This window comes from Microbacterium sp. (genome assembly GCF_044340635.1).
In the GTDB taxonomy this organism is placed as follows: domain Bacteria; phylum Actinomycetota; class Actinomycetes; order Actinomycetales; family Microbacteriaceae; genus Microbacterium.
Genome location: NZ_JBIITF010000004.1, coordinates 171,698 through 197,137 on the forward strand (window position 1 = coordinate 171,698; position 25,440 = coordinate 197,137).

General features: G+C 67.7%; 28 protein-coding genes. 12 read left to right on the top strand and 16 right to left on the bottom strand.

Annotated elements, in window-relative coordinates; genetic code table 11:
- Positions 1-13 precede the first annotated feature (13 nt).
- Entirely contained in the window at positions 14-1,888 is a 1,875-nt protein-coding gene (gene nhaA / locus ACIQ0W_RS05530; RefSeq protein ID WP_396641791.1) for a Na+/H+ antiporter NhaA, read from the bottom strand.
- Between the two features lie 78 nt (positions 1,889-1,966).
- On the opposite strand from nhaA, the gene ACIQ0W_RS05535 reads away from it, so the two are divergent.
- The gene (locus tag ACIQ0W_RS05535) at positions 1,967-2,746 is read left to right on the top strand and encodes an EI24 domain-containing protein (protein ID WP_396641792.1); all 780 of its coding nucleotides are present in this window, start codon (positions 1,967-1,969) and stop codon (positions 2,744-2,746) included.
- Here ACIQ0W_RS05535 and ACIQ0W_RS05540 read toward each other — a convergent pair.
- The gene (locus tag ACIQ0W_RS05540) at positions 2,743-3,207 is read right to left on the bottom strand and encodes a DUF3817 domain-containing protein (protein WP_396641793.1); all 465 of its coding nucleotides are present in this window, start codon (positions 3,205-3,207) and stop codon (positions 2,743-2,745) included. The genes ACIQ0W_RS05535 and ACIQ0W_RS05540 overlap by 4 nt on opposite strands.
- A 141-nt stretch (positions 3,208-3,348) precedes the next feature.
- Here ACIQ0W_RS05540 and ACIQ0W_RS05545 point away from each other — a divergent pair, with 141 nt between their 5' ends.
- Positions 3,349-3,720 (top strand): VOC family protein, encoded by a 372-nt coding sequence (locus ACIQ0W_RS05545; RefSeq protein ID WP_396641794.1) that lies wholly within the window; start codon positions 3,349-3,351, stop codon positions 3,718-3,720.
- A gap of 24 nt (positions 3,721-3,744) precedes the next feature.
- On the opposite strand, the gene ACIQ0W_RS05550 is transcribed toward ACIQ0W_RS05545, so the two are convergent.
- On the bottom strand, positions 3,745-4,038 hold the full coding sequence (locus ACIQ0W_RS05550) for a DUF4287 domain-containing protein (RefSeq protein ID WP_396641795.1): 294 nt from the start codon (positions 4,036-4,038) through the stop codon (positions 3,745-3,747).
- Between the two features lie 22 nt (positions 4,039-4,060).
- Positions 4,061-5,584, bottom strand: coding sequence for an ATP-dependent DNA ligase (locus ACIQ0W_RS05555; protein ID WP_396641796.1), 1,524 nt, complete (start codon positions 5,582-5,584; stop codon positions 4,061-4,063).
- Positions 5,585-5,673: 89 nt separating this feature from the next.
- Here ACIQ0W_RS05555 and ACIQ0W_RS05560 point away from each other — a divergent pair, with 89 nt between their 5' ends.
- Positions 5,674-6,798, top strand: a complete 1,125-nt coding sequence (locus tag ACIQ0W_RS05560; RefSeq protein WP_396641797.1) for a class I SAM-dependent methyltransferase — start codon at positions 5,674-5,676, stop codon at positions 6,796-6,798.
- Between the two features lie 126 nt (positions 6,799-6,924).
- Here the strand turns inward: ACIQ0W_RS05560 and ACIQ0W_RS05565 are convergent, their stop codons facing one another.
- The 6 genes from ACIQ0W_RS05565 to nrdH all read right to left on the bottom strand — a co-directional run bounded on the left by ACIQ0W_RS05565 (position 6,925) and on the right by nrdH (position 11,536).
- Positions 6,925-7,110 (bottom strand): hypothetical protein, encoded by a 186-nt coding sequence (locus ACIQ0W_RS05565; protein ID WP_396641798.1) that lies wholly within the window; start codon positions 7,108-7,110, stop codon positions 6,925-6,927.
- A gap of 65 nt (positions 7,111-7,175) precedes the next feature.
- The gene (locus ACIQ0W_RS05570) at positions 7,176-7,445 is read right to left on the bottom strand and encodes a hypothetical protein (RefSeq protein WP_396641799.1); all 270 of its coding nucleotides are present in this window, start codon (positions 7,443-7,445) and stop codon (positions 7,176-7,178) included.
- Between the two features lie 257 nt (positions 7,446-7,702).
- Positions 7,703-8,677 carry a class 1b ribonucleoside-diphosphate reductase subunit beta gene (nrdF, locus tag ACIQ0W_RS05575; RefSeq protein WP_396641800.1) on the bottom strand — a complete coding sequence of 325 codons (975 nt, stop codon included), beginning with the start codon at positions 8,675-8,677 and terminating at the stop codon, positions 7,703-7,705.
- A 31-nt stretch (positions 8,678-8,708) separates the two neighbouring features.
- On the bottom strand, positions 8,709-10,865 hold the full coding sequence (gene nrdE / locus ACIQ0W_RS05580; RefSeq protein ID WP_396641801.1) for a class 1b ribonucleoside-diphosphate reductase subunit alpha: 2,157 nt from the start codon (positions 10,863-10,865) through the stop codon (positions 8,709-8,711).
- On the bottom strand, positions 10,847-11,278 hold the full coding sequence (gene nrdI, locus ACIQ0W_RS05585) for a class Ib ribonucleoside-diphosphate reductase assembly flavoprotein NrdI (protein WP_396641802.1): 432 nt from the start codon (positions 11,276-11,278) through the stop codon (positions 10,847-10,849). The genes nrdE and nrdI overlap by 19 nt, the downstream gene beginning before the upstream one ends.
- Before the next feature lie 24 nt (positions 11,279-11,302).
- Positions 11,303-11,536: a glutaredoxin-like protein NrdH gene (gene nrdH / locus ACIQ0W_RS05590; protein ID WP_036294795.1), complete on the bottom strand. Its 234-nt coding sequence runs from the start codon at positions 11,534-11,536 to the stop codon at positions 11,303-11,305.
- A 392-nt stretch (positions 11,537-11,928) separates the two neighbouring features.
- Here nrdH and ACIQ0W_RS05595 point away from each other — a divergent pair, with 392 nt between their 5' ends.
- Entirely contained in the window at positions 11,929-13,134 is a 1,206-nt protein-coding gene (locus tag ACIQ0W_RS05595) for an MFS transporter (protein WP_396641803.1), read from the top strand.
- 14 nt (positions 13,135-13,148) lie between these two features.
- Here ACIQ0W_RS05595 and ACIQ0W_RS05600 read toward each other — a convergent pair whose 3' ends face one another.
- The gene (locus tag ACIQ0W_RS05600) at positions 13,149-13,553 is read right to left on the bottom strand and encodes a pilus assembly protein CpaE (RefSeq protein WP_396641804.1); all 405 of its coding nucleotides are present in this window, start codon (positions 13,551-13,553) and stop codon (positions 13,149-13,151) included.
- 137 nt (positions 13,554-13,690) lie between these two features.
- On the opposite strand from ACIQ0W_RS05600, the gene ACIQ0W_RS05605 reads away from it, so the two are divergent.
- The 3 genes from ACIQ0W_RS05605 to ACIQ0W_RS05615 all read left to right on the top strand — a co-directional run bounded on the left by ACIQ0W_RS05605 (position 13,691) and on the right by ACIQ0W_RS05615 (position 16,744).
- On the top strand, positions 13,691-14,452 hold the full coding sequence (locus ACIQ0W_RS05605; RefSeq protein WP_396641805.1) for an alpha/beta fold hydrolase: 762 nt from the start codon (positions 13,691-13,693) through the stop codon (positions 14,450-14,452).
- A 67-nt stretch (positions 14,453-14,519) separates the two neighbouring features.
- On the top strand, positions 14,520-15,692 hold the full coding sequence (locus ACIQ0W_RS05610; protein ID WP_396641806.1) for an acyl-CoA dehydrogenase family protein: 1,173 nt from the start codon (positions 14,520-14,522) through the stop codon (positions 15,690-15,692).
- A gap of 29 nt (positions 15,693-15,721) precedes the next feature.
- The gene (locus tag ACIQ0W_RS05615; RefSeq protein WP_396641807.1) at positions 15,722-16,744 is read left to right on the top strand and encodes an aldo/keto reductase; all 1,023 of its coding nucleotides are present in this window, start codon (positions 15,722-15,724) and stop codon (positions 16,742-16,744) included.
- 9 nt (positions 16,745-16,753) lie between these two features.
- On the opposite strand, the gene ACIQ0W_RS05620 is transcribed toward ACIQ0W_RS05615, so the two are convergent.
- Entirely contained in the window at positions 16,754-17,026 is a 273-nt protein-coding gene (locus ACIQ0W_RS05620) for a metal-sensitive transcriptional regulator (RefSeq protein WP_396641808.1), read from the bottom strand.
- A gap of 83 nt (positions 17,027-17,109) precedes the next feature.
- Here ACIQ0W_RS05620 and ACIQ0W_RS05625 point away from each other — a divergent pair, with 83 nt between their 5' ends.
- From ACIQ0W_RS05625 to ACIQ0W_RS05635, 3 genes are all read left to right on the top strand, one after another.
- Positions 17,110-18,384: a DUF445 domain-containing protein gene (locus tag ACIQ0W_RS05625; RefSeq protein ID WP_396641809.1), complete on the top strand. Its 1,275-nt coding sequence runs from the start codon at positions 17,110-17,112 to the stop codon at positions 18,382-18,384.
- A gap of 75 nt (positions 18,385-18,459) precedes the next feature.
- Positions 18,460-18,834: a gamma-glutamylcyclotransferase family protein gene (locus ACIQ0W_RS05630; protein WP_396641810.1), complete on the top strand. Its 375-nt coding sequence runs from the start codon at positions 18,460-18,462 to the stop codon at positions 18,832-18,834.
- Positions 18,835-19,197: 363 nt separating this feature from the next.
- Positions 19,198-19,695 carry a SixA phosphatase family protein gene (locus tag ACIQ0W_RS05635; protein ID WP_396641811.1) on the top strand — a complete coding sequence of 166 codons (498 nt, stop codon included), beginning with the start codon at positions 19,198-19,200 and terminating at the stop codon, positions 19,693-19,695.
- A gap of 28 nt (positions 19,696-19,723) precedes the next feature.
- Here ACIQ0W_RS05635 and ACIQ0W_RS05640 read toward each other — a convergent pair whose 3' ends face one another.
- Positions 19,724-20,200 carry a YbaK/EbsC family protein gene (locus ACIQ0W_RS05640; protein ID WP_396641812.1) on the bottom strand — a complete coding sequence of 159 codons (477 nt, stop codon included), beginning with the start codon at positions 20,198-20,200 and terminating at the stop codon, positions 19,724-19,726.
- Between the two features lie 113 nt (positions 20,201-20,313).
- Positions 20,314-21,063 carry a hypothetical protein gene (locus ACIQ0W_RS05645; protein WP_396641813.1) on the bottom strand — a complete coding sequence of 250 codons (750 nt, stop codon included), beginning with the start codon at positions 21,061-21,063 and terminating at the stop codon, positions 20,314-20,316.
- A 392-nt stretch (positions 21,064-21,455) separates the two neighbouring features.
- On the opposite strand from ACIQ0W_RS05645, the gene ACIQ0W_RS05650 reads away from it, so the two are divergent.
- The gene (locus tag ACIQ0W_RS05650) at positions 21,456-22,508 is read left to right on the top strand and encodes an LLM class flavin-dependent oxidoreductase (RefSeq protein WP_396641814.1); all 1,053 of its coding nucleotides are present in this window, start codon (positions 21,456-21,458) and stop codon (positions 22,506-22,508) included.
- Between the two features lie 21 nt (positions 22,509-22,529).
- Here the strand turns inward: ACIQ0W_RS05650 and ACIQ0W_RS05655 are convergent, their stop codons facing one another.
- Positions 22,530-23,387 carry an alpha/beta fold hydrolase gene (locus tag ACIQ0W_RS05655; protein ID WP_396641815.1) on the bottom strand — a complete coding sequence of 286 codons (858 nt, stop codon included), beginning with the start codon at positions 23,385-23,387 and terminating at the stop codon, positions 22,530-22,532.
- Positions 23,388-23,554: 167 nt separating this feature from the next.
- On the opposite strand from ACIQ0W_RS05655, the gene ACIQ0W_RS05660 reads away from it, so the two are divergent.
- Complete coding sequence (locus tag ACIQ0W_RS05660) at positions 23,555-24,520, top strand: helix-turn-helix domain-containing protein (protein ID WP_396641816.1); 966 nt, start codon at positions 23,555-23,557, stop codon at positions 24,518-24,520.
- On the opposite strand, the gene ACIQ0W_RS05665 is transcribed toward ACIQ0W_RS05660, so the two are convergent.
- Positions 24,505-25,434: an aldo/keto reductase family oxidoreductase gene (locus ACIQ0W_RS05665; RefSeq protein WP_396641817.1), complete on the bottom strand. Its 930-nt coding sequence runs from the start codon at positions 25,432-25,434 to the stop codon at positions 24,505-24,507. The genes ACIQ0W_RS05660 and ACIQ0W_RS05665 overlap by 16 nt on opposite strands.
- Positions 25,435-25,440 lie beyond the last annotated feature (6 nt).

A 25,440-nucleotide genomic window follows, 5' to 3' on the forward strand; every position in this document is an offset into this window, starting at 1 on the left:
GAGTGCGTTCGTATCAAGTTGAACGCGGAGGCGCCGCAGGTATTCCCGGAGTCGTGGGGTCATCCATCGCGGTGAGCGAACGGATCAGACTTTCGGAATCGTAGGGACCGATGTGCCGCTTCTCACCCACGAAGAACGACGGCGTCGAATGCAGGTCCATCATCTCGGCGTCCAGCCGATCATCGTCCACGCGGCGCACCACCTCGGCCGACCGGAAGTCGTCGACGAACCGATCCATGTCGAGTCCGAGCGAGGTCGCATAGCCACGGATGTCTTCCTTGGTCAGCGCCTTCTGGTTCGCGAAGAGGGTCCGTGCCATCTCGAAGAACTGGCCCTGCAGCCCCGCCGCCTCCGCGGCCTTCGCCGCGTCCTCGGCGTGCGGGTGCACCGCGACGAGGGGGAGGTGGCGGAACACCCAACGCACTTCGCCCGGCAGACGGTCGAAGACCGCGTCGATCGATCCGGTCGCACGGCTGCAGAACGGGCATTCGAAGTCCCCGTACTCGACGATCGTGTAGCGGGCATCGACCGGCCCGAGGATGTGGTCCCGCTCGGGGTCGACCGGGCGGACGAGATGCGCACCGACGGCGCGGGGCGGTTGCAGCCGATCCGCGATCGTGAAGATGGCCCAGCCGACGAGGAATGCGAGCACGGATGCCGCGAGCACACCGACGCGCGCCAGATCCTGAGCCTCCGCATCATCGATCGCGATCGTGACGATGAACAAGGAGATGGTGAACCCGATGCCGGAGAGCGCCGCTCCCCCGGCGATCCGAGGCATCCCGAGTCCCGGCGCGAGCTTGCCACCGCCGAAGGCCCGCACGAGGGCCGTGCCACCCAGAATGCCGACGAACTTGCCGACGACGAGCGCAACGATGATGCCCCAGGTCAGGGGTGAGGTGAACGCCACCCCGAGCACCTGGCCGTCCAGGTGCACACCGGCGTTCGCGAGCGCGAAGATCGGCAGCACGAGGAACGAGATGTACGGCGCCCACGCGGTCTGCAGACGCTCGTTGATCGAGAGGGACTCTCGCAGGCTCCGCGTCACGGCGGCGGCGTACAACGTATTGGGCGACTCGCGAAACGCCTGGGTGAGCTCGGCCGTGCGTTCGACGTCGCCGCGCCGGGGGGCGAACACCGGAATGAGCAGGGCCACGGCGACCCCCGCGAGCGTGGGGTGGATCCCGGCGTAGGCGAGGGCGATCCAGAGCCCGACACCCAGCACTGCGTAACTCAGGCCCCGCGCCGCGCGCAGCAAGCGCACGCACGCGAGTGCCCCGATCAGCATGATTGCGACGAGCAGCGGGAGCCAGCGGATGCCCTCGTTGTAGAACAGGCCGATGACCAGCAGCGCCCCGACGTCATCGACGACGGCGAGGGTGAGCAGGAAGGTGCGCAGGCGCGCGGGGAACTTCGGACCGATGATGGCGAGCGCACCCAGCAGGAAGGCCGTGTCGGTCGAGATCACCACGCCCCACGCATGGGCATAGTCAGTCGACGCGGCGAACGCGAGGAAGATCAGCGCGGGCAGGATGAGTCCGGCTACGGCCGCCGCGATCGGTACTCGTGCCCGCGCCGGGTCGGTCAACTCACCGATCGCGAACTCGCGTTTGACCTCGAGCCCGACGAGGAAGAAGAAGAACGCCATCAGGGCGTCGTTGACGACACCGTGGAGCGTCGCGGAAACGGACATGTCACCGAGCGAGACATCCAGATGCATGTCCCAGAACTGCTCGTACGTATACCCCCACGGGGAGTTCGCCCACAGGATCGCGAGCGCCGTGAAGATGAGCAGGAGGGCCGCGGCCTTGCGATCCGTGGATTCGTGCTTGCGCTTCAGCCGCAGCGGTACCGGGGGCTCGACGGTGGCTGACCGGGGGTCGCTCATGCCGCCCAGCCTAGGGCCGCACGGGCCCGCCGCGTCATGGCCCGAAGAACCCGTGCCGGGAGCGCCTAGCCTGGTCAGATGCGAGAGTTCCTGACGGGTGTGCGGATGCTCGGGCGCGGCCTCGCACACTGGCGACGCATTCCGGGCACCATGGCGCTCGGGCTGGTCCCCGCGGCGATCGTCGGCATCGTCCTGTTCGCGGGCCTCGTCGCTCTGTCTTTCCAGCTTCCCTCGCTCGCCGAATTCGTCACCCCGTTCGCGGACGGATGGCCGGGGCTCTGGGCGGGCGTTCTGCGTGTCGCCGTCGGCACGGCCATGCTGGGGGCCGCGCTCGTGCTGATCGCCATCTCGTTCACCGCCCTGACGCTGCTGATCGGCGAACCGTTCTACGATCGCATCTGGCGCGCGGCCGAGCGCGAACTCGGCGACGCTCCCCCGGACACCCCCTATGGATTCTGGCGTTCGGTCGGCGACGGCTTCTCCTTCGTCGTGCGCGGCGTCCTGATCGCCATCGCGGCGGGCCTGCTGGGGCTCATTCCCGTGGTCGGCGGGTTCGCGGGTGCCGTCGGCGGCATCCTGCTGACCGGGTGGCTGCTCGCCGATGAGCTCTCATCACGGGCGTTGTCGGCCCGCGGTATCGACCGCGCAACGCGCCGCGCGTTGCTCGGCGGCAACCGCGCGCGGACTCTCGGCTTCGGCGTCGCGACGCAGCTGTGCTTTTTCATTCCGCTCGGCGCGGTGCTCATCATGCCCGCGGCGGTCGCGGGTTCCACCGTGCTGGCGCGGTCGTTGGTCGCTCCGGATCAGCGTGCCGCGGCCGAGGGGGGTTCCGAGCACGGGCGCGAACAGGGCTCCTAGTCGCGGCCACCCGGCGGGCCGACGATCAGCAGCACCACGAAGATCACGATCACGAGCGCCGCGACCAGCACGGCGAGGATCCACGGGCGACGCAGCAACGCACGCATCAGGCGATCGTGCCAGGCGCCATCGCGCGGGTCGGCGCCCGCTTCGAGGCGCCAGGCACCCTGCAGACGACCGCTGCGGTGCAACCAGATCTCGGTCGGGATCGTGGCGTAGGGCACGATCGCACTCGCGATGGCGACGATCGTGGGGACGACATGCCACCGCTGGTTCTTGGCAACCAGTACGGCGGTCGCGCCGTACGACAAGAACACGAACCCGTGGATGCCTCCGCCGATCGAGACGGCGATGTCGAGCTCGATCGTGGCCCGCAGGATCAGGCCCGTGATCAGCAGTGTCCACGAGATGGCCTCGGCTATGGCGAGGGTACGGAACAGAGCGAGCGGGGTGCGGAACACGGTGGAACTCCTCGGGGTCGAACCTCCATCTCATCATGGCGAGGGCGAGGCATCCGTTCGCTATGCGGACACTCGATGTCCGTGATTCTTCATAGCGTGGGCGTGAGGCATCCGGAGGGGTGCGCAGAGAGGACTTGGGCCATGGACGGGAAGATCGAGCTGATCTTCATGCCGGTGACGGATGTCGACCGTGCCAAGGAGTTCTACGAGCGGATCGGATTCAACGCCGATCACGACCAAGTGCCGTTCGAGGGCTTGCGCTTCGTGCAGATGACGCCGCCGGGTTCGGCCTGTTCGATCGCGTTCGGGGACGGCCTCGAAATCGACCTCGAGCCGGGCCGGCAGAACACGATTCAGGTCGTCGTGCCCGACGCCGACGAAGCTCTGGCGCATCTGCGGTCGGTCGGGGTCGAGGCATCCGGCGTCGATGACCAGGCCTGGGGGCGCTTCGTCACGTTCGACGATCCCGACGGCAACTCGTGGACGCTGCAGCAACTGCCCGTCGCACTCTGAACGGGCCCGACACAGCTGTCACTGCTAACAGTCGGCGGGTTTGCTGTCCTTGCCGCCGAGCCAGAGCCGATCGCTCTCATCCGAGTGTGTGCCGCCCGACCCCACGTGCTTCGACGCGATCCGATCCCCCTTCGTGATGACGTGGACCATCGCCATCGCGTGACCGCGGCCGAGCCCGTAGTCGGCCTTCAGCCATTCGACGATCGGTGCCGCCTTGGTGTCGGGGCCGAAGCCCTTCTCGGTGGCGATCGCGACGAGTTGCGCGGGCGTGAGCCCGGTCTTGGTCTCGACGGCGTCGAGATAGGCCTGGAACGACATGCGTCTCCTCCTGTACGCGTATTCAGCCGCGCAGCATCGCGCGCACCGTTTGGATCGTATCGGCGTCGCGGGGTTCTTTGTCGGGCCGGTACCCCTTGACCCGGGCGAAGCGCAGGGCGACTCCGCCCGGGTAGCGGGACGAACGCTGGACGCCGTCGATCGCGATCTCGACGACGGTCACGGGTTCAACCCAGAGTACGTACGGATCGCGGCGCACCTCGATCGTCGGGAAGTGCGCGGTCTGCCACGCGAGCGTCTCATCGGTCATGCCCTTGAACGTCTTGCCCACCATGACGAATCCGCCCGGCGGCCCGAATTCTCCTGTTGCGTCGAGCGCACCCAGATGGATGTTCGACAGCATGCCTGACCGGCGCCCCGAACCGGGCTCGACAGCCAGCACGACGAGGTCGAGCGTGTGCACCGGCTTGACCTTGACCCAGCTCGCACCTCGCCGCCCGGCGGCGTAGAGCGAATCAATGCCCTTGACCATGACGCCCTCGTGTCCTGCGGCGAGCGCCTCGCGGCCGATTCGCTCGGCCATTTCGGCATCGGCCGTGATCTCGCCGGGAATGCGGTGGTCCGGCGCGATCACGGCCAGAACGTCCAGCCGCGCGTTGAGGGGCTCGTCGATCAGGTCGTGCCCGTCGAGGTGCAGCACGTCGAAGAACCAGGGCCGGAGAGCGACCTCGCGCGCCGTTTCTGCGCCGAAACGTGCCATCGTGTCCTGGAACGCGCGCGGTGCATCGTTCTCGTCCAGCGCGAGGGTCTCGCCGTCCAGCACGACCTCACGCACCGGCATCCTCCGCACCACCTCGACGATCTCGGGCAGACGGTGCGTGATGTCCGCGAGGTTCCGTGTGAAGATCCGGACGTCCTCACCGCTCCGATGCACCTGGATGCGCGCGCCGTCGAGCTTGTACTCCACGGATGCCTCACCCACCGTCGCGATGGCCTCGGCGATCGAGGGGGCCGTACTCGCGAGCATCGGCTGGACGGCACGCCCGACCACGAGCCCCGTGTTCGCGAGGTCCTCCGGCGTGCCGGTCAGGGCGACTCGCGCTGTGCTCGCGAGATCCCCGGACAGCATTGCCGCACGGCGCACGTCCGCGACGGGCCGGTCGGCGGCGCGGGCGATCGCATCAGTCAGCACACCCTCGAGCGCGCCGGTTCGCACCTCGCCGAGTAGCGCGCCCCGCAGCGCATCGCGTTCCCGCTCGGTGGAGGCGTCCATCAACTCGCGCAGGATCATCGCGCGTCGGTCCGCGGACCCCGAACCGGATGCCCCCGCGAGCCGCGTGAACCCGGCGTCCACATCCGTGATCGTGAGCGTCGGTGCGGCGGCGGCCGTCTCGAGCGTCGCCGCCAGGCTCCGCCACCCCACGCCGACCTTGCCCTGCCGGGGTCGACCGAGCAGCAGACCGACGGCAGCGACGATCTCGTCGGGCTCGAGCGCGCGAAGGAAGGTGGCGAGCACGTCGACCTTCGCGAGCCGAGAGCGCGTGGCACCCGCCGCGGCGGCCGTCGCCGCGAGTTCGTCGAACAGCATGGCGTCAGTCTGCCACCGGCCCCCGACACCGGGGCGATGGTCGCCGGGACTGGTCTGCGCGCTGTCCTCCCCGGGATAGCGTGGGTGCGGTGACCCTCGACCTCGACACGCTGCGCCCGTTCCCCGATTCCGACGACCCCGACCTGCGCGCGCATGACGCCGCGGATCGCCTCCTGCTCGACGAGTCCGCCACCGCGCGACAGGGCCTCGAGCGGCAGGACATCGTCGTCATCGGCGACACGTACGGCGCGCTCGCACTCACGGTCGCGAGCGAGACGGATGGCTCCCCCGGCGTGGTCCGCGTGCACCAGGACCCCCTGTCGTCCGAGCGCGGGCTCGATGCCAATGCGCGGTCGATCGGCCTCGAAGCGTCCGTCGTCGCACTGCCGCTCGACGCCGAACTCGTGCGCGGCGCCCGCGTGGTGCTGCTGCGGCTGCCGCGCTCGCTCGAGGCGCTGCACGACATCGCGGGCCTCATCGCCGCTCACGCTGCGCCCGACGTCGTCGTGTTCGCGGGCGGGCGGCTCAAGCACATGAGCCTCGGCATGAACGACGTACTGCGCGAGTATTTTGCGACGCTCGACGTCTCGCACGCGCGGCAGAAGTCCCGGGTGCTCATCGCGCGTGCCCCGCAGAACGGACACGACCCGGTCCCCACGCGCGCGCATCACGACGGCGTGATCGTCTGCGCGTTCGGGGGCGTGTTCGCGGGTGCGAGCCTCGACATCGGCACGCGGCTCCTGATCGACAACCTGCCCGACACGATTCCCGGCGAGGACGACGACGCGGCCATCGATCTGGCGTGCGGCAACGGGATCGTCGGCGCAACGCTGGCGCTCCGGTATCCGAGCCTGCGCGTCTACGCGTCGGACGAGTCATCCGCCGCCGTCGCCTCCGCTCGCGCGACCGCCGTCGCCAACGGGATCGAAGACCGGATGTCCGTGGCCCGTGACGACGCTCTGTCGGCGTTGCCCGACGCGAGCGCGTCGTTCATTGCTCTGAACCCGCCGTTCCACCGCGGCGCGGCGATCGACGAGACGATCGCGCGCCACCTGTTCGCGGACGCCGCTCGCGTGCTGCGCCCGGGCGGCGAGCTCTGGACGGTGTGGAACTCGGCGCTGCAGTACCGCCAGCCGCTGGAGCGCCTCGTCGGCCCGACGCGTCAGGTCGCCCGCACGTCGAAGTTCACCGTGACGTTCTCAACCCGCCGCTGACCTCCATCCGCAACACCGAAACACCCCTGCTGCTACGAAACACCCCTGCTGCGCTGAGACACCCTGTGTCGCGGGGTGTTTCGACGCGTTCGGGGTGTTTCGCCAGGCCGCCCAGCGTATGCGCCGTTACGCGCGGGTGCGGCGCCTGTTCGACAGACCCGATACGAGGCCGTAGACGATCAGGCCGGCACCCATGGCCGTACCGAAGTGCCACCAGTCGCCGCCGCCGTTCACGTCGGCCAGCACGGACACGACGATGAGCACGGCGCCGAGCACGGCGGTGATGATGGACCACATCGATACGCTGTTCACCCGGTCAGCCTAGGTTCCGCCACCAACCGACCGGCGGCACCCGATTCGTCGGCGTGTCGGCTCGTTCAGAAGACCTGAACGCCGGCGTAGGGAAGGAAGAACAGCAGCGCGAGGATGCCTCCCACGACCTGCAGCGCGAGGAACACGAATCCCAGGATGATGGCCACGCGAGCGGGCGTGTTGGGCACGCCCGCCGCCTTGCTCTGAGACTGCGCGACGAACCCGAGGATGAGCCCGAGCAGCGCGATGAAGAAGACCGCGACGAGGGCGACGATCCCCAGCGTCTTGCCTGCTTCCACGGGGCGAACGGGCTGTGCGGATTCGGTGTAGGTCATGCGGGGCCTTTCAGGATGTGAGCGGAGCGTGCCGGAGTGGATCATCGGCGCGCGCAGGCTTGTCTACCCGCCCCTGCACATTCCCCCGTACACAGCTTGGCGAAACCGTAGCAGCAACGCCCGGCCTGCAGCGATTCACACGGACGGCGCCCGCCGCCGCGCGAAACACCCCTTCCGTGACGAGACACCCCGCGTAGGCGGGTGTCTCGGCGCAAAAGGGGTGTTTCGGCGCGAAGAGCGGAGAGCGGATGTCGGGGTCAGAAGTCCCAGTCGTCGTCTTCCGTCGCGACGGCCTTGCCGATGACGTACGACGAACCCGACCCGCTGAAGAAGTCGTGGTTCTCGTCCGCGTTCGGCGAGAGCGCCGACAGGATCGCCGGGTTCACGTTCGTGACGCTCGAGGGGAACATCGCCTCGTAGCCCAGGTTCATCAGGGCCTTGTTGGCGTTGTAGTGCAGGAACTTCTTCACGTCTTCGGTCAGCCCGACCTCGTCGTAGAGATCCTGCGAGTACTGCACCTCGTTGTCATAGAGCTCGTACATGAGCGAGAACGTGTAGTCCTTGATCTCGTCACGCTCGGCCTGCGAGACCCTCTCGAGCCCCTTCTGGAATTTGTACCCGATGTAGTACCCGTGCACGGCCTCGTCGCGGATGATGAGGCGGATCAGGTCGGCCGTGTTCGTCAGCTTGGCGCGCGACGACCAGTGCATCGGCAGGTAGAAGCCCGAATAGAAGAGGAAGCTCTCGAGCAGGGTCGAGGCGACCTTGCGCTTGAGCGGGCTGTCGCCACGGTAGTACTCCATGACGATCTGAGCCTTCTTCTGAAGGTTCGGGTTCTCGACCGACCAGCGGAACGCCTCGTCGATCTCCTTCGTCGAGCAGAGCGTCGAGAAGATGGAGGAGTAGCTCTTGGCGTGCACCGACTCCATGAAGGCGATGTTGGTGTACACGGCCTCTTCGTGGGGCGTGATCGCGTCGGGGATGAGCGAGACGGCACCGACGGTGCCCTGGATCGTGTCGAGCAGCGTCAGTCCCGTGAACACACGCATCGTCAGCAGCTGCTCCTGCGGCGTGAGCGTGTTCCACGACTGGATGTCGTTCGAGAGCGGGATCTTCTCGGGCAACCAGAAGTTGTTGACGAGGCGGTTCCACACCTCGACGTCCTTATCGTCCTGGATGCGGTTCCAGTTGATGGCCTGGACGGAGTCCAGGAGCTGGAGCTTTTCGCTCATCGGTGTTCTTCTCTCAGATCCAATAGGAGGATTACAGCGTGCAGCTGACGCATTCCGACATGTCGGTGCCCTCGAGGGCCATCTGACGCAGGCGGATGTAGTAGATCGTCTTGATCCCCTTCTTCCATGCGTAGATCTGCGCCTTGTTGATGTCGCGCGTCGTGGCGGTGTCCTTGAAGAACAGCGTCAGCGACAGGCCCTGGTCGACGTGCTGCGTCGCCGCCGCGTACGTGTCGATGACCTTCTCGTAGCCGATCTCGTAGGCGTCCTGGTAGTACTCCAGGTTGTCGTTCGTCATGAACGCGGCCGGGTAGTAGACGCGGCCGAGCTTGCCTTCCTTGCGGATCTCGACCTTCGCCGCGATCGGGTGGATCGACGACGTCGAGTTGTTGATGTACGAGATCGAACCGGTCGGCGGCACGGCCTGCAGGTTCTGGTTGTAGATGCCGTGCTGCTGGATCTTCGCCTTCAGGGCGGTCCAGTCATCCTGCGTCGGAATGTGGACGCCGGCGAACATCTCCTTCACCTTGTCGGTCTCGGGAACCCAGGCGCGCTCGGTGTACTTGTCGAAGAACTCACCCGACGCGTACTTCGAGTCCTCGAAGCCCTCGAAGGCCTGTCCGCGCTCGATCGCGATCTCGTTCGAGGCGCGCAGCGCGTGGAAGAGCACCGTGTAGAAGTAGATGTTCGTGAAGTCGATGCCCTCTTCGGAACCGTAGAAGACGCGCTCGCGGGCGAGGTAGCCGTGCAGGTTCATCTGGCCGAGGCCGATCGCATGCGTGCGGTCGTTGCCCTCTTCGATCGAGCGGACCGAGCGGATGTGGCTCTGGTTGCTCACCGCGGTCAGACCCCGGATGGCCGTCTCGACCGTCTTGCCGAGGTCGGGCGAGTCCATCGCGAGCGCGATGTTGAGCGACCCGAGGTTGCACGAGATGTCCTTGCCGATCTTCGAGTACGAGAGGTCCTCGTTGTACGTCGTCGGTGTGTTCACCTGCAGGATCTCGCTGCAGAGGTTGGACATGTTGATGCGGCCCTTGATCGGGTTGGCCTCGTTCACCGTGTCCTCGAACATGATGTACGGGTAGCCCGACTCGAACTGGATCTCGGCGAGGGTCTGGAAGAACTCGCGCGCGTTGATCTTGGTCTTCTTGATGCGCGGGTCATCGACCATCTCGCGGTACTTCTCGGTGACCGAGATGTCGCCGAACGGCACGCCGTAGACCTTCTCGACGTCGTACGGGGAGAAGAGGTACATGTCCTCGTCGTTGCGGGCGAGCTCGAACGTGATGTCGGGCACGACGACACCCAGCGAGAGCGTCTTGATGCGGATCTTCTCGTCGGCGTTCTCGCGCTTGGTGTCGAGGAAGCGCAGGATGTCGGGGTGGTGCGCCTGCAGGTACACCGCGCCCGCGCCCTGACGCGCGCCGAGCTGGTTGGCGTAGCTGAAGCTGTCTTCGAGCAGCTTCATGACCGGGATGATGCCCGAGGACTGGTTCTCGATCTGCTTGATCGGGGCGCCGGCCTCACGGATGTTCGAGAGCAGCAGGGCGACGCCGCCGCCGCGCTTGCTGAGCTGCAGCGAGGAGTTGATGCCGCGCGAGATCGACTCCATGTTGTCTTCGATGCGCAGCAGGAAGCAGGACACGAGCTCTCCGCGCTGCGCCTTGCCCGTGTTGAGGAACGTCGGGGTGGCGGGCTGGAAGCGGCCCGAGAGAATCTCTTCGACGAGTTCCATCGCGAGCTTCTGGTCGCCGTCGGCCAGGCCGAGCGCCGTCATGACGACGCGGTCCTCGAACCGCTCGAGGTAGCGCTTGCCGTCGAACGTCTTGAGCGTGTAGCTCGTGTAGTACTTGAACGCCCCGAGGAACGTCTCGAAACGGAACTTCTTGCCGTAGGCGAAGTCGTTGAGCTCCTGGATGAACTCGAACGGATACTTCGCCAGGACGGCCGGCTCGTAGTACTCCTTCTCGACCAGGTAATCGAGACGCTCCTTGAGGGAGTGGAAGAAGACGGTGTTCTGGTTCACATGCTGCAGGAAGTACTCCCGCGCGGCGCGCTTGTCAGCGTCGAACTGGATCTTCCCGTCGGCGCCGTACAGGTTCAGCATCGCGTTCAGGGAGTGGTAGTCCATCCCGTCGTAGGTCGCGTTCTGCTTGAAGGGGGTCTCCGTTAGTGCTGTGTCCACCATCGTTCCAATCCGTCGCTCACGCGATCGATGTCTTCCGGCGTGCCGAACAGTTCGAGCCGATACAAGTGCGGCACGTTGCACTTGCGGCTGATGATGTCGCCGGCGAGTCCGAATGACTCACCGAAGTTGGTGTTGCCTGCGGAGATGACTCCCCGGATCAGCTGGCGGTTGCGCTCCTCGTTGAGGAAGCGGATCACCTGCTTGGGAACGGCGCCCTTTTCTTCGCCCCGGCCCTTGCCCCCGCCGTACGTCGGGGTGACGAGCACGAACGGCTCGTCGATCACGGGCGTGGACTCCCCCTGCAGAGGGATTCTGACCGCCGGCATCCCGAGCTTCTCGATGAACCGGGCGGTGTTGCCCGACACGCTCGAGAAGTAGACGAGCAGGGGCGTTTTCGTCGCCAGCTTGCTCACGTCGCACCTCCCGTGCGCCGGGCCTCAGGCCAGGCGCGTTGCGAGTTCGTCGATCTTGTCGGGACGGAAGCCCGACCAGTGGTCGCCGTCGGTGATGACGACGGGCGCCTGGAGGTAACCCAGTGCCTTGACCTGCTCGAGTGCGGACGGATCCTGCGACAGGTCGAGTACCTCGTATTCGAGGCCCTTCGAGTCGAGGGCGCGGTAGGTTGCGGTGCACTGGACGCAGGACGGCTTCGTGTAAACGGTGATTGCCATTTCGGCCTTCATCCCCTTATTCATCGGTCTTCTTGGTTGCTTGAGCCGGCGTCCCCCCACCGGGAGTCCAATACTACATATGGGTACCGACACCGGAAGGCACCACAAGGGGTAGTAGTTACATTCGTGTAGTTCTCCACCGCCTCTCCCCTTAACAACACAGGTTGTCCACCGATTCATCCACAGGCAGCCGATTGATTTCGAACCTGAAGAATCGCTGAATAACGCCACATTCGGATGCCCCGGCCCGAGCTATCCACAGGGGTGACGATATGGGGGACCTCCGACATCCGGATTCCTGTGGACAACGTCGACACGGCGTGTCGCGTCCCTCCTCGGCGTGTCGCATGCAGTGTCGGCGTGTCGCACACCGGGACTACGATTGACCTCTCGTGGGCGCATATCGGGAACTGCTGAAGACGCCCGGCGTCGGCCGGATCATCGCCGCGCAGCTGACGGCGCGATTCCCGAACGGGATGATCTCGCTCGCTCTTCTTCTGCACATCGAGCACCTCACCGGTTCGTACGGCGCTGCGGGCCTCGTGCTGGCGGCGACATCGGTGGGTCAGGCCGTGGCCGGACCCGTCACGAGTCGCTGGATGGGCGTCTGGGGAATGCGCCGTGTCCTCACCTTGACGACCCTCGTCTGCGCCACCGCCATCCTGGTGCTCGGACTCGTTCCGATGGTGCTGCCGCTCACCATGGCATTCGGTCTCGTCGCGGGACTCGCCACCCCGCCGGTGCAGTCCGCGGTGCGGACGGTCTACCCCAAAATGGTCAACTCGCGGCAGCTCACGCCGCTCTTCTCCCTGGATGCCTCTCTGCAGGAGCTGATCTGGGTCTTCGCGCCCGTCGTCATCACGTTCGTCGCACTCCAAGCGGGCACGACCACCGCGATGCTCCTGATCGTCGTGATCCTGCTGGGCGGATGCGCGTGGTTCATCATGTCGCCCGAGATCGGACGCGTTCGCATCCCGCGCAGCCGTCGCAAGATCGGAAAGGTGCTGGCCAAGCCGCCCGTGCTGCTGGCGACCGTCGTCGGGTTCCTCCTGATCGGTGCGTGCGCGGCGGTCGAGGCCGGCGTCGTCGCGACGTTCGGTCACGGCGGGTTCGAGGCCGGCATCGTGCTCGCGCTGTTCGCCATCGGGAGCCTCACGGGTGGTCTCAGCTTCGGCCACATCCCGATCGGGTCGTGGGCGATGGCGCGCCGCCTCACCGTCGTCGCGGTGGGCCTCATCCTGACAACGATCTCGCTCAACGTGTTCTGGATCGGCGGCACGCTCCTGCTCGCCGGCATCGGGATCGCCCCGGCCCTCGCCGTCGTGTTCGCGATCACGAGCGCGAGCGTGAAGTTCAGCGACACGGCCGAGGCCTACGGATGGATCGGCACGGGGCAGCTCATCGGTGCCGCCGCGGGCTCGGCGATCGCGGGCTTCGTGATCGATGGCGCGGGCCCGACCGCCGCCTACTGGGCCGCGGCGATCTTCGCGGTGTTCGGCGTGATCGTCTCGGTCGTCTGGGTGCGCTCGTTCCCCGACCTGCGCGGCCGCGACGCGAGCCCCCAGCCCGACACGGAGCCCGTGCACACCATCACGTGACGCTCGAGAGTCGCTCAGACGATGCGAAGCAGCACGTGCAGCAGCGCGAGTGCGTAAGCATCCGCCGGTTCCGGATGCGTGAACACGACCGACTCACCCGCTATCTCGATCTCTATCTCGTGCGTGTCGGCCAGCCGCCGCAGCACGCGGAAGGTGCCACGCAGCAATTCGCGTAGCTGATCTTCGCGCGGCAGCCAGAGCGCATCCTCGAGCGCGACGGAATCCAGGGCCCACTCGGTCGTGCCGTTGAAGGCCAGGATGACTCCGGTCGGGTACTCCCGCGGCTCGATCGTCATCTCGCTGACGGTGAAGATATCGGCCTCGAACTCGGGTTCGTCGAGCTGGAACCGGTCCCCCGAGGCCGGATGCCAGACGAGTCCCGTCTCGCGCAGCGCGATCGCCAACTCGGTCGAGATCATGCATCCATCTTGCCGTCGCGGATGGGCGGAAGGGCCGAACCGACAGCGCCCCGCGCACTTCCGCCAGGTACGCGCCGTTTTCTGCCGAACTCGGCCGACAGCGCGTGCCCCCGGCTGCGCGTTCGTAGGCTGGATGCATGACCGCACCCCTCGCGCTGCCCGCCCTCTCCTGGGGCACCATCGACGCGCCCCGCCGTGCCCTCCTGATCCACGGACTCGGGTCGAGCGGCGCCCTCATGTGGCGGCTCGGCACGGCGCTCGGCGAGGCGGGCTGGACGGCGAGCGCCGTCGATCTGCGCGGGCACGGCTCGGCGCCCCGCGCGCTGGACTACACGATCGACGCGTTCGCAGCGGATGTCGCGGCCGCCACTCCCCCGCACGGCGGCGCCTGGGACCTCGTGATCGGGCACTCGCTCGGCGGTGCCGCGGCCGTCGTCGCCTCGGCGGGGCGACCGGGCTGGGCGCGGCGGCTCGTGCTGATCGACCCGGGCATCGTGGTACTGGGCGCCGATGCCGAGGCCGTGCGCGCGAGCCAGGAGCAGGCCTTCGCCGACAACCGCGAAGAACTCGTGCGCGCCGAGCACCCGGAGTGGCATCCGCAGGACATCGAGCTGAAGGTCGACGCGGTCGCGCGGGCGAGCCGCTGGGCGGTCGATCAGGTCGCCGTGCAGAATCCCGACTGGGACGTCCGCGACGCGAGCGCGCGCGTGTCCGTGCCGACGCACGTGATCGGCGCCGACCCCGAGGTCTACAGCCTCTTCACGGGCGACGTGGCCGCGGGCGTGCTCGCGGCGAATCCGCGGTTCACGATGTCGATCGTGGCGGGTGCCGGGCACTCGCCGCATCGCGACAAGCCCGACGAGACGATGCGGCAACTGCTCGGGGTGCTCGAGAGCTGATTCTGCTCGGTCCGGTCGTCGCGAACACACGGCCCGCGATCGCCCCGAGCGGCGGGACAATAGAGGCGTGCCCGACTTCGACCCCACCGCCTACCTGTCCGACGACCTGATCGAGCGCATCCGGTCGCGGGCGGGAGCACACGACCGCGAGAACACCTTCCCCGAGGACGACCTCGCCGATCTGCGCGCGGCGGGCTACCTCGCGATCCTCGTGCCCGAAGACCGCGGCGGCGCCGGACTCGGCCTCGGCGAGGCATCCGTTCTGCAGCAGCGTCTCGCGGGCGCGGCACCCGCGACCGCCCTCGCGATCAACATGCACCTGGTGTGGACAGGGGTCGCGAAGGTGCTGCAGGACCGCGGCATCGACGACCTCGCGTTCGTGCAGACGGGCGCCGCCGCGGGTGAGGTCTTCGCCTTCGGCATCAGCGAGGCCGGCAACGACCTCGTGTTGTTCGGCAGCGACACGGATGCCTCGCCGCTCCCCGACGGCGGCTACACCTTCACGGGCACGAAGATCTTCACCTCGCTCGCACCCGTCTGGTCGCACCTGGGCCTGCACGGCCTCGACACCACATCCGCCGACGGCCCGAAGATGGTCTACGCCTTCGTCTCGCGCGACGAAGAGACCGCGGGCCGCATCACGACGCGGGACGACTGGGACACCCTCGGCATGCGCGGCACGCAGAGCCGCACGACCGAGCTGCACGCGGCCGTTGCGCCCGCGGACCGCGTTGTGCGCCGCATCGACCCGGGTCCCCAGCCCGACCCGTTGGTGTTCGGCATCTTCAGCGTCTTCGAGATCCTGCTCGCCTCGGTCTATACCGGCATCGCGCGCCGGGCACTCGACGTCGCCGTCGCGACAGCCCAGACCCGCACGTCGAAGAAGACCGGCACGACGTACAGCCAGGATCCCGACATCCGCTGGCGCATCGCCGACATGGCGCTCGCGTACGACGCCCTGCCGCCGCAGATCGCCGCGTTGGCCGCCGACATCGACGGGCTCGCCGACCACGGAGCGAAGTGGTTCTCGTTGCTCGCCGGGCTCAAGCACCGCGCGGTCGTGACCGCCAAGGCAGTCGTCGACGACGCAATCCTCGTCGCGGGCGGGTCGTCGTACTTCGCGGGGTCCGAGCTCGCGCGGCTCTATCGCGACGTGCTCGCAGGCCAGTTCCACCCCTCCGACCCCGAATCGGCGCACTCGACCGCCGCGACCGCCTGGCTCGGCCCGATCGCGCGCTGACCCGTGATCCGCCTGGCAGGATCGGAGGCATGCCTGCGGACTCCCTGCCCCCTGTCGCCCTGCCCTCGGTGGAACTCGGCGACGGACTGACTGTCACCGCCCTGGGATACGGGGCGATGAGCCTGACGGATGTCTACGGCCCGGTCGACGACGACACCGCGCTCGCGACGCTCACGCACGCGATCGATTGCGGCATCCGCTTCATCGACACCGCAAACGTGTACGGCGACGGCCGCAGCGAACGGATCATCTCGCGGCTGCTGCAGACCCGCCGCGACGAGGTCGTGCTCGCCACCAAGTTCGGCATCCACGGCGGCACCGCGGGCAAGCGCGGGGTGCGCGGGACGCCCGAGTACGTGCACGAGCAGATCGACCTCAGCCTGCAGCGCCTCGGCACCGACCACGTCGACCTCTACTATCAGCACCGCGTCGACCCCGACACCCCCATCGAAGAGACCGTCGGAGCGATGGCCGAACTCGTCGCCTCCGGCAAGGTGCGCCACCTCGGGCTCTCCGAGGCGACGGCCGACGAGCTGCGCCGCGCCAACGCCGTGCACCCGATCGCCGCGCTCCAGACCGAGTGGAGCGTGCTGAGCCGCGATGTCGAGCGCGCGGTGATCCCCGCCGCGATCGAGACCGGCACCGCGTTCGTGCCCTATTCGCCGTTGAGCCGGGGATGGCTCGGCGACGACTTCGACGCGACGCGCATCGGCCCGGGCGATATGCGTTCGAACTTTCCGCGATTCGCGCCCGAGAACCTGGCGGCGAACGCAGCGCTTCGCGACGAGTATCTGCGGGTCGCGCACGAGGCGGGCCTCACCGGCACCGAGCTGGCCTTCGCCTGGCTCTTCAGCCGCGCCGCCAGCCTCGGCATCCCGATCGCCCCGATCCCCGGCTCGCGCTTCGCCGCGCACGTGGACGGATGGATGGGTGGGGTCGGTGTGACCCTCGACGTCGAGACGATGGCACGCCTGGACGGCTTCGCCGACCGGGTGCAGGGCGCGCGCAGCTTCGACCGCAACTGGACGAGCCTGCGCGGTGAGCCCGTGTAGGAGCGCGGCTCAGCGCTTGTCGAAGTCGAACGCGCGCAGCAACTCCGCGACGGCCTGCTCGCGCTCCGTGCCGCCCTGCTCGAACATGGTCGTCACGTGGGTGCGCAGGTGGTTCTCGAGAAGCAGACGGTTGAGAGATTCGAGCGCCTTCTCGATGGCGCGGGACTGCGCGATGATGTCCATGCAGTAGTCCTCGTTCTCGATCATCTTGGTCAGCCCGCGCAGCTGCCCCTCGAGGATGCTCGTGCGGTGCAGGGCGCGCTTCTTGATGTCATCGATCACGCCGCAAGATTACCGCTGTGGGCGTGCGGGCCGGGCGGCGCAACCCCCGCCGTGGCCACGGTTCGCCGTGCGAGGATGACCGGATGGCACGCACCCCGATGGCCCTCCTGAGCCCCGCCGACCAGGCTCGCCGCCGCTCATTGACGCGCATGAAAGCCGTTGCGCTCGGCGCTCTGCTGTTCATGGCCGTCGTTTTCGTGTTCGCATTCGCGTTCCAGCAGGAGGTGCCCTGGTTGGCATACGTCCGCGCGGCGGCCGAGGGCGGCATGGTGGGTGCGCTCGCGGATTGGTTCGCGGTGACGGCGCTGTTCCGCCATCCACTCGGCATCCCGATCCCGCACACGGCGATCATCCCCCATCGCAAGGACGAGATCGGCAGCACCCTCGGCGAATTCGTCGAGACGAACTTCCTGTCGGCCGAAGTCGTGCGCGAGAAGCTCGAGAGCATCGGTGTCGCCTCGCGGCTCGGCACCTGGCTCGCACAGGATCAGCACGCCGAACGCGTGGCCTCGGAGGGTGCTGCGCTCGCGTCGGCCGTGCTCCGCGCCGTCAGCGACGACGATGTGCGGGACCTCATCGCCGACCTCGCACGCTCGCACGTGATCGAGCCCGAGTGGGGCCCCGCGGCCGGTGCCTGGCTCGGCCGCATCGTCGAGACCGGGGCGCATCACAACGCCGTCGACCTCGCCGCCGACTCGATCTCGACCTGGCTCGAGGGCAACCAGCATGCCTTCGCCGGTCTCGTCTCGCGGCGACTGCCCGGTTGGGTGCCCTCCATCGCGCACCGACTGGTGGACGACACCGTCTACAAAGAGGCCGTGAACTTCGTGGCGGCGATGCGGGCCGACCCCGAGCATCCGGCGCGGATCGCGATCGATGGATATCTCGCGCGTCTCGCCGACAACCTGCAACACGATCCCGACACCATCGCCCGGCTCGAGAACGCCAAGGCGACGGTCTTCGACAGCCCGCGCGTGCGTGAACTCGCCGCGCAGCTCTGGGACACCGCGAAGAACGGCCTGCTGTCCTCGCTCGCAGACCCGGAGAGCGGGCTCCGGCTGCGCGCACGAGCGGCGTTGGCGGAGATCGGGGGACGCCTCGCTTCGGAGCCCGCACTGCAGCGCCGAGTCGACACCTGGGTGACGGATGCCGCGACGTTCGCCGTCGACCGCTACCGTCACGACATCGCCTCCGTCATCACCGACACGATCGAACGGTGGGATCCCGAAGAGACCACGGAGAAGATCGAACTGATGGTCGGTCGCGACCTGCAGTACATCCGTCTCAACGGCACCATCGTCGGCGCGCTGGCCGGGCTGACGATCTTCACGGTGGCGCACGCGGTCTTCGGTGCATGACGCATGGACCGAAAAGCCTGGCCGCGGCCAACGACGATCGCTAGCCTGATGCCGTGACCCGAGGCATCCGCTGACATGGCCCGCTCCGACCTGACCCGTCCCGACACCGCCGCGCCCGCTGTGGCCCTCTTCAGCTACGGCACGCTCCGCCTCCCGGGCGTGCAACTCGACACGTTCGGTCGGCTGCTCTCCGGTGAACCCGATGTCCTGCCGGGCTTCACGACGGACTATCTCGAAATCGGGGACGCGCGTGTCGCGGGGGTCAGCGGCCGCGACGTCCATCCGATCGTCCGCCGCACGGGAAACCACCTCGACAAGGTGGTCGGCGTCCTGCTCTGGGTCACGGAGGCCGAGCTCGAAGCCGCCGACGAGTACGAGGTCGAACAGTACAACCGGGTGTCGGTCACCCTCGGGAGCGGGCGCGACGCTTGGGTGTACGTCGCGCGCTGACTCTCCAGGATGCGGGTCGCGCCGAGCATTCCGCCACGTCCGCTCAGTGCGGGGCCGAGGGGTGCAACCTGGGGGTGGGGGGTGCCTCGAGGTTGCACCCCTGCCCCCCACTGGTATTGCGGGGACCTGCCGTCCGGCATCCGTCGGTTCGGGTCCGACGGGAGGCGCGGCAGGCGATCGAGGGGAGATGCGACACGGCGTCGTGGCTCCGCAGATGGTGCTCTCCATAGGTATCGCACCGACACGGGGCCCGTCCAGCACCATGGCGATATATCTGGGCGCGTCGTGTCGGGCCGGGTCCCCGAGCCCGGGCCGCTCGCTGAGCCTGTCGAAGCGACCCGCTGGACCTCGTAAGGTGGCCGCATGAAGACGCTTGCTCTGGTCCGCCATGCGAAATCGAGCTGGGACCACCCCGGCGTCGACGACCACGACCGACCCCTAAACGCACGGGGCATCCGTGACGCGCCCCGGATGGCCGCGGTTCTGGCGGCTCAGCATCCGAACCTGAGCGGTGCCGCTCTGCTCTCGAGCACCGCGCTCCGCGCCGTCACCACCGCGGATGCCTTCGCCTCCGCGGTCGACACGACCGTCCGCCTCGACGAGCGCCTCTACGGCGCCACCCCGCGCCGCATCGTCGAGCTGGTCTCGGCGCGCTCCGAGGCCTCCGTGATCGTTGTGGCGCACGATCCGGGCTTGTCGGATCTCGCTCGGCATTGGTCGAGATTTCCGGACGATGGCGGTATCCCGCACATGCCGACCTGCGCGGTGGCGGTGTTCGACTTCGGCATCGACGACTGGCGGGACCTCGAAGCATCCGTCCCCGAGCGATGGACATACGACGTTCCGCGCGACTCCGACTAATCGGTCTTCGGCACCGACGGCCTGCGTCCTAGTCGACCTTCGTCACGGCGCCGCCCGTGATGCGCACGAGCTCGTCGAACGACAGCGGGAAGACCGTGTGCGGTGTGCCGGCTGCGGCCCACAGCTCCGGGTACGCGGCGAGGTGCTCGTCGACGATCGTCGTGAGCTGCGCGGGGTGTCCGGTCGGGGCGACTCCCCCGATGGCCTGACCGGTGGCCTCGCGTACCTGATCGGGTGTTGCTCGCACGATCGACTGCCGGCCGATCCGTGCCGCCAGGGCATCGGTGTCGACCCGGTGCGAGCCGCTCGTCATGACCAGCAGCGGCTCGCCGTCGCTCCAGAACACCAGGCTGTTGGCGATCGCCCCGACATCGACGCCCAGCGCCGCTGCGGCGAGCGCGGCGGTCGATGCGGCATCGGGCAGCACGACGATCTGACCCGGGACGCCGGCCTCGGCGAGGCGGTCGGCGACGATTCTGCTGCGGGGCGAGAGGTCTGCGTTCACGGATCCACCCTAGAGGGGGGTTCGCGGGGTCGTGCAGCGACGGCGCCACCTCGTCGCGAACATCTCGAAGGGACGATCCGCGATTTTCGCCCGGATTCGTGCTGATTCGGGCCTCAAACGCGTGTGGCACCTCCGAGATGTCCGCTTCGGCCCGCGCGCAGCATCCCGGCGATGGCCTCGATGACAACCTCCGGGCGGTACAGAATGTCCTCCGCGGCAGGACGAATCCTGACGTACCCGCGCGCGGCGAGCGCGAGATCCCGACGCCTGTCGTCGAGTTGCTTCTGCCATTCCGAGTGGTACGCGCGACTGTCGCACTCGATCACGAGCCACCCATCGACGACCATGTCGACCCGCCCGACACCCCGGATTCTCACCTGCAGATCGACACTCCCGCCGAGCGCCCGCACCATGAGACGAACCAGCGTCTCGGTTCCGGCTTCCGCACGGCCATCGATGTGTTGCCGGATCTCACGACGCCTGGCGGGGATCACGGCGAACATCTCGTCGAGTTCATCGGCCCGCACGATTCCACAGTTCAGAGCCGAGTCGATCGAGGCGATGGCCGCGTGCGGTGACTGGCAGATCACGGCTTGCCGGAGCGCGTCGAGCGGCTCGACCACGAGCGCGCGGGGATGCACGACGCGTAACAACCGCCCCCAATGCCGAACGGTGGCGTCGCCCGGACCGCGGATCGCCCCGTTCGTCCGCATGTGCGCATGCACCCCGTGTCGCTCCTGAACGAAGACATCCCAGAGCTCCAACGCCGACACGCAGCCGACAAGCCCGCCCGCGCGCGCCGCTGTTTTGATCGCCTCGGGTTCGCTCGCTGCGACGTACACATCGTTCCGCGCACGAACCAACGACCCACTTCTCAGCTCGTGAGAAATCTGGCGACGGCTATGACCCGCCGCCCTCAGGTCGGCGTAAGAGCGGGAGCGATGGGCGACCCGGACACTGTTCATGGCGACAGGCTGGCGACCCCCGAACATCGACACACGTCGAACCGGTGCAATGGTGGACAGGCCTTCTCCAGCCCCGGTTGTGGAGGGACAACCGCGAGACACAGCGAGCGCACGCACAGCCGGCGGGGTGACGCGACGCGAGCATCCGAGAGGTGCCGTGGTGCGCACGACGTCTGGTGTGCAACAAAAGCCACAAGAACAACGCTTGGTACCTCTCGGGTGTTCGCCGCGGCGCCGAACCGGCGCGCGGGGCCGGGAATGTACATGCGCGCACATGCGTTTAACCCCCCATGCACCGCAAACGCATCGGGTTCCTCAGCTTCGGCCACTGGCACCCCCACCACTCGAGCCAGACGAACACGGGCGGCGACGCGCTGCTTCAATCGATCGAGCTGGCCGTCGCGGCGGAGGAACTCGGCATCGACGGCGCCTACTACCGCGTGCACCACTTCGCACGCCAGCTCGCGAGCCCCTTCCCGCTTCTCGCCGCCGCGGGCGCCCGCACGAGCCGCATCGAACTCGGCACGGGCGTCATCGACATGCGGTACGAGAATCCCCTGTATATGGCCGAAGAGGCCGCGGTAGCCGACCTGATCAGCGGCGGCCGACTGCAGCTCGGCCTGAGCCGGGGGTCACCCGAGCCGGCACTCAACGGATCACACGCATTCGGCTACGTCCCCGCTGAGGGCGACACCGAGGCAGACCTCGCGCGCCGCAAGACCGAACTGTTCCGCACCGCGATCAGCGGCGAGCGGATCGTGCGAGCCGACCCGCGCATGAGCGGCGACGGGGCCCTCGTGATCCAGCCCCAGTCCCCTGGCCTTTCGGACCGCATCTGGTGGGGCTCCGGCACCCGCGAGACCGCCGTCCGCACGGCGGAACTCGGCATGAACCTCATGTCATCCACCCTCCTGGTCGAAGACACGGGCGTGCCCTTCGACGAGCTGCAGCTGGAGCAGATCGAGATGTTCCGCGCGGCCTGGGCCGAGGCCGGCTGGGACCGCGAACCGCGCGTCAGCGTGAGCCGCAGCGTGATTCCGATCACGAGCGACCTCGACCGCCAGCTCTTCAGCTCCCGCGAGGACAGCCAGGATCAGGTCGGAATCCTCGAGGGCGTGCGAGCGCGGTTCGGCAAGAGCTACACCGGCGAACCCGACGCGATCGCGGCCGAGTTGGCGCAGGATGCCGCGGTCCAGGCGGCCGACACCGTTCTGCTGACCGTGCCCAACCAACTCGGGGTCGAGTACAACGCACGCATGCTCGAGACGATAGCCCGCGAGATCGCCCCGGCGTTCGGGTGGTCGAGAGAGGAAGCTGCGGAGCCCGTAGGCCGCGGGCGGTAGGGCCGCCCCGCTGGCTCCACCTCACACGAAGCGCCTCACGAAGGCGAGTGCGGTATCGGCGACCTCTCGCCACCCGTGATCGATGGTGAGCGAGTGTCCGCGCCCCGGTATCTCGACGATCTCGGTGACGCCCGGGTTCTTGCTCTGCTGTTTGTGAGTCGCGTGCGTGATGGCGAGCGGTACCGTGTTGTCGCTGTCTCCCGCGATGATCAGCATCGGACCGCGGAGCGGGTTCTTGGTGTCGACCTTCGTCTCCGAGAACGGATTGAGGTTCGCCGTCGCCGCCTGGAAGAGCGGCACCCCGCTGGCCGGCACGTGGTAGTGCTCGTAGAGGGCGCGTCCTTCGTCTTCATCGAGGTTGTTGACCCAGCCGAAGGCGAACTGTTCGTACGTCAGCGACACCGCTCGTCCGGCATTGGCGGGATTGGCAAGCACCGGCGAGGCGGACTTTAGTGCCGAGATCGGGAGGGGCAGCACTCCGCGGAACGGTGCGTTGTCGATTGCCACGGTCGCCGCGGATGCGCCTTCGCCCGCGATCTTCTGAGCGATGAGACCCCCGAAGGAGTGCCCGATGACAGCCGGCTTGATCCCGAGGTGCGAAATCGCCTCGAGGTAGTGGTCGGTGACCTGCTGCACCATCTTGTGCGCGAAGACTTCGGGGTCGGTCCGCGCCTGCTCGACGCCCGCGGGGTCGTCGGGCCAACCCGGCGCGATCGTCGAGTAGCCGTTCTGTTCGAAGAGATCGCGCCAGGCATCCCAACTGCTCGAGAGCAGCCAGAGTCCGTGCACGAAAACGACCGGCACACGTCCGGTCTCGTTGGCGCGGCTGATCTCATCGAGCTCACGTTGGGTGAGCGTGGAACCTTCGGATGCGGACATGAGCGGGCCTTTCGTCGTCGGCGAGGGTGTCTGTCGACCCTGTCGCGCGAGAGACCCCACGTCTTGAACTCCGACGCACTCGCCTGTTCCCGTTCTGTACCGGCCGGGTTGGGATCGCTACCATCGTCGCAGCGGCACACCAATCGGCGTGCGCGATCGGAGGGGCCGTGGCAGCGGTCATCGAACTCGAGGGCCTCCCGGCTACCGACCGGGTGGACATCCTTCGCGAGCACATGCTCACGGCACGCATCCCCCTCGAGTTGCGCCCCTACCCCGGCCTCGACATTCGTGTGCGCTCTTTCGTCGCAGACTTCGGTGATATCCAGCTGCTGTCCGTCCGGGCCGCGGGCGGTCAGATCGAGCGCACGGCTCGACTGGCTCAGGATGCCTCGATCCCGAGTCTGCTCATCAGTGTCGTCGAGAGCGGCACGACCCTCCTCGCCCAGGCGGGACGGGTTGCCCGTCTCCGGGCCGGCGATATGGTGCTGTACACCTCGTCCGAGCCGTATGTGATCCGATTCGCCCCGGGTACCGTGCGGCTGACCTACCAGGTTCCGATCGACAGGCTGGGGCTCCCCCGTCGGCTCATCCGTTCTCGGGTTGCGCGCGCTCTCGATCCGCGTGAGACCCTGGTCTCGGTGACCTCGGCTTTTCTCGCTCGCGCGGCGTCCGTCGCCCGCGGCGCGTCTGCAGAGGAACGGGGCGCCCTGCAACAGCCGATCATCGAGCTCGTGCGCGCGTTGCTGACCGTGAACGTCGCCGACGAGCGACCCGGGCGCGACGCTCTTGGCACATCCCTGGGCGTGCGTATGGCCGAGTACCTCGAAACGCGGATCTCGGATTCCGACCTGTCGGCGGCGTCCATCGCGGCGGAATTCGGAATCTCGGAGCGCTACGTCTACCTGGTGCTGAGCCGGATGGGCATCTCGCTCGGGGATTGGGTGCGCACTCGGCGGCTCGAGTTGGCAGCCGCGGCCCTCGCGAAGGACACGAGCGGGCTGTTGTCCATCTCGTCCGTCGCCTACCGCTGGGGTTTCGCCGACCACGCCCACTTCAGTCGCGCGTTTCGTGCGCACCTCGGGATGACGCCGACCGAGTGGCGCCGACAGTCGGCGACTCAGGGCACGCGGTGACCTGCGGCGCGCGCGAGTTCGTACCACTCGGCGCGTGTCAGCGGGATGTCCGAGCCGAGGGCAGCCCCGGCGACGCGCTCCGGTGAGGTCGTGCCGAGCACGACCTGCATGTTCGCCGGGTGGCGGGTGATCCAGGCCGTCGCGATAGCGATTGCGGGAACCCCGTACGACGCAGCGAGCCGGTCGATCACGGCATTCAGCTCGGGATAGTCGGGCGAACCGAGGAATACCCCGGAGAAGAATCCGGACTGGAACGGCGACCAAGTCTGCACGGTGATGTCGTGCAGACGGCAGTAGTCGACGATGCCGCCGCCATCGAGCACGACCGACTGGTCGACGCCCTGCATGTTGCTGGCGAGACCCTGGACGACGATCGGCGAGTGCGTGATCGACAGCTGCAGCTGGTTCGCGACGAGCGGCTGCGTGACGGCCGACTTCAGCAGATCGATCTGGCGGGGCGTGTGATTCGAGACACCGAATGCGCGGACCTTGCCGGAAGCCTCGAGCTCATCGAATGCGCGCGCGACCTCGTCCGGCTCGACCAGCGCGTCGGGCCGGTGCAGCAGCAGGATGTCGATGCGATCGGTGTCGAGCGCGCGGAGCGATCCCTCGACGGACGAGATGATGTGCTCGTACGAGAAGTCGAAGTAGGGCCCCTCGCGAACGATGCCGCACTTGGTCTGCAGCGTGATCTCGTCGCGCTGGGCGGGCGTGAACCGCATCGCCTCGGCGAAGCGCCGCTCGCACCCGTGCAGGTCCGAACCGTACACATCGGCGTGGTCGAAGAAGTCGATCCCGGCGTCTCGTGCCGCAGCGATCAGCTCACGCACTTCATCGTCGGTCTTGTCCTGGATGCGCATCAGGCCCAGTACGACGTTCGGTGCTGACGTGCCTGCGAGGGTGATGTTCTTCATGATCGT